Here is a 5,134-nt window from a genome sequence, read left to right as displayed (position 1 = left end):
TCCAGAGGATCCCAAACGAATTATAGGCTCTTGGCCTTGTGGTTCTAATGGATTGTCCTCTGGAAGTTAGTCCCTCCTTCATGCAACAAAGGTAGGAAATAACCTTGTACGAATTCACGCTGCAAACTTAAAGTGGTTCTTGTTGGTTCTTTTGGAAGAACATGGGTTTTTCGGATTTGCACGGATGATTTTTTTACTTTTGCAGGAAAATATTTGCAATGGAAGACAGCACATCAACATCAGGCATCGTTCAGAATGAATTCATTTCGCACGAGGAATCGCTATCGTCGTACACCGAAATCACTTGTCGCGGTTTCAACAGCATCTATAAGGTGAAACAACATGGCAAATGGTTCATCAAGAAAGGCTTAAAGCCAGAATTTGTCAATCAGAAAATCTATGTCGAACTGCTGAAAAAGGAGTACGACCTGACGGCACAACTCGAACATCCGAACATCGTCAGGGTTTACGACAAGGAAAACGACGCGAAAATCGGCCCTTGCATCGTGATGGAATATGTCGATGGTTTGTCATTGGATGCTTTTCTGGCCACCAATCCCGATGTGCAGGTTAGGAAACGCATTGTGAATCAGTTCCTTGACGCAATGTGCTATTATCATGCCAAGCAAATTGTCCATCGCGATCTGAAACCAAGCAATGTGTTTGTGACGCGCAATGGCAATAATTTGAAAATCATAGATTTCGGTCTTTCTGATGCCGACAGCTTCGCTATCCTGAAGCAACCGGCAGGCACGCCGAAATATGCTGCGCCCGAACAGATGCAATCGGAGGTGAAAATTGATGGCCGGGCCGACGTTTACGCTTTCGGCAAGCTGCTGCAGATGATTTTTCCAAACCGTTACAAAAGCATTGCCGCGAAGTGTTTGCAGGAAGACCGCGAAAAGCGTTGGAAAAACGCCGAGGCTTTGCGAAAGGCTTTCGCACGTCGTCAGGAAAGGGCACGCACATTGCCGCTATTGCTTTGTGCTTGCCTTGCTGTCGGTTCGCTGGCTTGGGCTTTGTCGCGCCCGAATGATATCGTGGTGGTTGAAAGACAGGCGGAAGGCTTTACTGCCGAGCAACAATCCTATTTGGATGAACGACAGCATGTTCTGGATAGTGTTGTCCAGTTGTATGCCGCTGAAGTCGAGCGGAACAATGTCTATAGGGATTCGATAACGGAACTTCTGGCAAATCCGCAGACCATTGTCGTTGAGAAGCAGGTGCAGGGCTTCACTTCGGAACAGCAAGCCTATATTGCCAAGGCGGAAAAGGCTTTGGATAGTCTTTACAAACCCTATTTCGCAATGGCTGAAAAAGGGAAGGAGTATAGGGAAATTGTTTCAGCAAAGGCACACGAAGCAAATATGCTGGCATCGAAACTACGCGACAAAATGGCAGCGCATTATACGCAGAATACGCTTGAATACCAACAATTTACCAATCAGTTTCTGTTGATGAATACAGACAAAGTCAATCAGTTGAACCGATTGGCTGAAAAGAACTGCAAGTCGTATATGGAAGAGTATCAGAATGGACTGATTGACGATGAGACGTGCAGAAAGATCAGTGCTGAAATGGGAAAAATCATAGAAGATGTAAACAATAATTGGTATAAGTAAGACTTAATTCATCACAACAAGGACTGTGCAAAATGTTGATAATAGGTTTTGCTTCTGAAATTCTGTAAATTTGCTGAATTGATGTTCCTTGAGATATAAAATAGAAGGTCTGGAAATTCTAGATTTTCTAGGCTTTTCTAGACTTACTATCAATATTTATTGAAATTTTACCCTTCCTTGTTTCTTTCATTCAGTTGATTTTGTAAGTCTTGAATGGTCTCTTTCAATTGGCAGATTGTTTCTTCCAATTCCATGATTTTCCTTTCCTGCTGTTCGATGATTTGTTTTTGGTCGGTGCGATGGGCGAGACGAGCGGCTGTCATCCTTTCACGAATGCCACCTTGGCTGATGAATTCATTTTCAAGTTTCTGTTGGTAACTTGTCATCATTTTGTCTACCATGTGGGTGAGTGTGATGGCAATGTTGCAGATTTCTTCATCGTTCCATTTTTCCAGATAGGGCTCGTAGTCTTCTGGTTGGTTGTGAAACTTACAGTAATCCAACATTTTGTCGTATCTTGGATGCTGTTTTTTCCAGATTTGGAGATGCCTTACAGAAAGGTAATCCTTATAGTCTTCTTGTAGTTCGCCGATGCTGGCGCGTGCTACATTGAGCAGTTTGATCTCCATTTCGGCGGAAGTGACGCCGTCTTCGGAACCTTCCACAATGTTTTGCTTGCCTGAACGTGCAGCTTGTATCATTTGGTCAACAGTGCGATCTCCGCGTTTCAGGTATTTGTTTGCGAAATAGAAAGTAATGGCATATAGGCTTTTAGCCTTCTGGTAAAAATACAGATTTTCCCACAAAGGTTGCCCTTTCAAAAAGCCATTGCCATTTTTTTTGTCTGCCATTGTTTCTTAGTTTGAATTTACAAAAATAGCTTTTTTAATATAATCAGCTTGTTTTTTTGTTTGTTTCCTCTCACTCTTTTCTCAACTTTTTCTTTTGAAATCTTCAAAACTTCCTTATTTTTGTGGCCTGATAATTAACGATAGAACGCCTATGATATGAAAAGTGCCTGAGGCACGAATGAAAATCTGATAAATACATAAACACGATGAATATTTAGTTTATTCTACCTTGTCGGAAGTTTGGCCGCTTTAGGACGAGAGACTGGAAAGAAACTAAAAGTTCACGCATAGCGTGAACTTTTGTCTTCTGTCTCTTAAGGTATGGCCAAACACCTCGACAAGCGGATGCAAAAGTATCACGCTTTTTTTATTGTTGTGCGTGGCGGAAGCAAAAGGACCAACAAGGACTTTGCAAGGTAACGGAAATGCGTGTTTTTTTGCAAGCGGATTGGAAAGGATGTGCGAAGTGTTTTTTGAAATAATAATAAGGTGTATGCCGAAAAACCTGTAAAGAGTAGGCGAAAGAAAAAACAGATTTTTACTATGGGAATCATTAACAGTCTGAAAGACAAATTCAACAAGGCGGAATTTACCGTCGCACCGCAAAAGAAACTGAAAACCTTATCGAAAGATTTCATGGAGGCTTTCGATTTAAGCTTGGTGTTTTACAAAGGCTCCGTAATCGCCGATGGCGACTTGACCTTGCATCAATTGAACGAAAAAACGACAAAGGTAGTGAAAACCAATGCCGATGGCATGAAAATCAAGGGCAGCACCAAAGTGGGCGAGGCAGAAAAAATGTTTGAAACCAATTTTGGCGTGAAGGTTCAGATTAAGGATAAGAAAGGCGAATCATGCGTTCCGAATGGCATCACCATCGGTCAGGCGGCGCGCGGCGAATATTAGTTTTTGAGACGTTGCGTGCAAAGTCCCAAAACCTCATTTTCATCACAAATTCAATTCAACAAATCAACAACAAACAATTAAACATCACAAACAATGGCAAGTAAAGTAAGAGTTTACGGTAAGGCTCAAAACCGCACCGTATTGGGCATCATTAATGCCTATTTAGTAATGTATCCACATGCTACCTTATCGGATTTGAGAAAAGCGTTTCCAGATAGTCTGAACCATTGGAAAATAAAGGGGTTTGAACCTGCTATGTTCGTTGAAGCAAAGGAAGTGGACTCTTTCGTGAAAAAGACAGGTGGCGACAGAAGCAATTATGAATCCAATTTTTTTATAAAGTCTGATGAAGTGCTGAAGCTTCAAGATGGTTCTTCGGTTGCAGTGAACAACAACTGGTCGAAAGAGGATTTTGAAAAAATCGTCAGCTGGGCAAAGCAATATGACGTTGAAGTTGCAGATTTTAAGCCCAGCAAACCTTTCGAACAAGGCGGTTTCACGCTCGAATATCTCAATGGTTATGTTCCGCCAGTTCCTGAAAAGAATAATTCAAAATGGTGGCTGTGGCTCGTCCTGGCCGCTGTCATTATCATTGTTTTGATTCTTATGTTGATGCGCAGCTGCAACAAGGAGCTGGAAGTGATCGAAGTTGAAAAGATTGTGACGGAAACCGTTACTGTTCACGATACTGTGACAGTCTATCTTGAGCAGATTGAGGAAATCGAGAAGAATTTCAATGCTGCTCAATTTGCTGTCGGCAAAGCCGATTTGAATGACGATGCCAAATTTGTCTTGCATGATTTGGTTAAGATTCTTGAGAAGCAGCCGCAAGTCAATTTGAAGATTGTCGGCCACACTTCCGATGAAGGCGATGCCAAATTCAACCAGAAGCTTTCTGAAAACAGAGCCAAGGCCGTTGTCGATTTCCTGATTTCGAGAGGCGTAGCCGCCGACCGTCTGCAATACGAAGGCAAGGGCAGCTCCGAACCGCTCGACCCGAACAACCGCGACGTGAACCGCAGAACACAGATTATTGTGGTGGAATAATGATGATTCGCTATTGACAAAACATACTTGTTCAAAAACATTTTGATATGCAAAGCCCTAATATTCAAGATTTATTGAAACGGCGCAACACTTTGTTCGATGCTGCTCTTGAAAAAGGACAAGTCCGTATCATGCGTCTAAAAAACATTCCGATTACTATTGACGGATATTCACACAAGGATAAGAATCTTTTTGACTTATTCCTTGATCATCAAGATGATGGTTTGTTTTGTGATTATGTGCGTGAACAATCCATTGATAGGGCAAACCAATTGCTGAAAGCTAAATTTGTGGTGGCTTTTATTGCTGACGGCAAGTTTTCGCGATAGGTTGGCGTTTATGAGATTTTGGGGAAAGACAGCCAACGCTCATCGGACAAAAAGAAAGTATTCCTTTCAGTAAAACCGTATCACGAGTTTGGCGATTTGAGTGGAAAGGTAACTGTTGATTGGGGTGGAAATGCATCGCAAAACTGGATTCAATGGCTTACTCCGGACAAGAATATTATGGTTTTGAAGGTTGATGATGGAATCGAGAGACCTGTAACTCAATTTGAATCATATTCTACCCTTAAATCCGCAACCGATCTGCAAGAGTAATGAGTTCCAAAGTAGCAGGCCGGGAAGATGCCTTCAGGCCGTAGGGAATGGCATTTAGGTGTTTCCGTTGCACAAAATCCCCTTACCCCACGATGCGTCTTGAGGCAAT

The 5,134-nt window shown here is 42.3% G+C and carries 5 protein-coding genes; 4 read left to right on the top strand and 1 reads right to left on the bottom strand.

Annotated features, from left to right (window positions below):
• Positions 1-218 precede the first annotated feature (218 nt).
• Entirely contained in the window at positions 219-1,622 is a 1,404-nt protein-coding gene (locus AC06MN_RS08065) for a serine/threonine protein kinase (RefSeq protein ID WP_475671852.1), read from the top strand.
• Between the two features lie 167 nt (positions 1,623-1,789).
• Here AC06MN_RS08065 and AC06MN_RS08060 read toward each other — a convergent pair whose 3' ends face one another.
• The gene (locus tag AC06MN_RS08060; protein WP_475671851.1) at positions 1,790-2,473 is read right to left on the bottom strand and encodes a four helix bundle suffix domain-containing protein; all 684 of its coding nucleotides are present in this window, start codon (positions 2,471-2,473) and stop codon (positions 1,790-1,792) included.
• A 543-nt stretch (positions 2,474-3,016) separates the two neighbouring features.
• On the opposite strand from AC06MN_RS08060, the gene AC06MN_RS08055 reads away from it, so the two are divergent.
• The 3 genes from AC06MN_RS08055 (at position 3,017) to AC06MN_RS08045 (ending at position 4,755) form a co-directional block, all read left to right on the top strand.
• A complete protein-coding gene (locus tag AC06MN_RS08055; protein ID WP_475671850.1) occupies positions 3,017-3,379 on the top strand; it encodes a hypothetical protein in 363 nt (120 codons plus the stop codon).
• A 93-nt stretch (positions 3,380-3,472) separates the two neighbouring features.
• A complete protein-coding gene (locus AC06MN_RS08050) occupies positions 3,473-4,426 on the top strand; it encodes an OmpA family protein (RefSeq protein WP_475671849.1) in 954 nt (317 codons plus the stop codon).
• Between the two features lie 47 nt (positions 4,427-4,473).
• The gene (locus tag AC06MN_RS08045; RefSeq protein WP_475671848.1) at positions 4,474-4,755 is read left to right on the top strand and encodes a hypothetical protein; all 282 of its coding nucleotides are present in this window, start codon (positions 4,474-4,476) and stop codon (positions 4,753-4,755) included.
• Positions 4,756-5,134 lie beyond the last annotated feature (379 nt).

The organism is Candidatus Limimorpha sp. (genome assembly GCF_056203535.1).
This window is presented reverse-complemented; position numbering and strand designations above follow the sequence as displayed.

Excerpts from the sequence above, each read along its gene's own strand:
- AC06MN_RS08045 (WP_475671848.1), top strand. The coding sequence starts at position 4,474 with ATGCAAAGCCCTAATATTCAAGATTTATTGAAACGGCGCAACACTTTG.
- AC06MN_RS08065 (WP_475671852.1), top strand. The coding sequence starts at position 219 with ATGGAAGACAGCACATCAACATCAGGCATCGTTCAGAATGAATTCATT.
- AC06MN_RS08050 (WP_475671849.1), top strand. The coding sequence starts at position 3,473 with ATGGCAAGTAAAGTAAGAGTTTACGGTAAGGCTCAAAACCGCACCGTA.
- AC06MN_RS08055 (WP_475671850.1), top strand. The coding sequence starts at position 3,017 with ATGGGAATCATTAACAGTCTGAAAGACAAATTCAACAAGGCGGAATTT.
- AC06MN_RS08060 (WP_475671851.1), bottom strand. The coding sequence starts at position 2,473 with ATGGCAGACAAAAAAAATGGCAATGGCTTTTTGAAAGGGCAACCTTTG.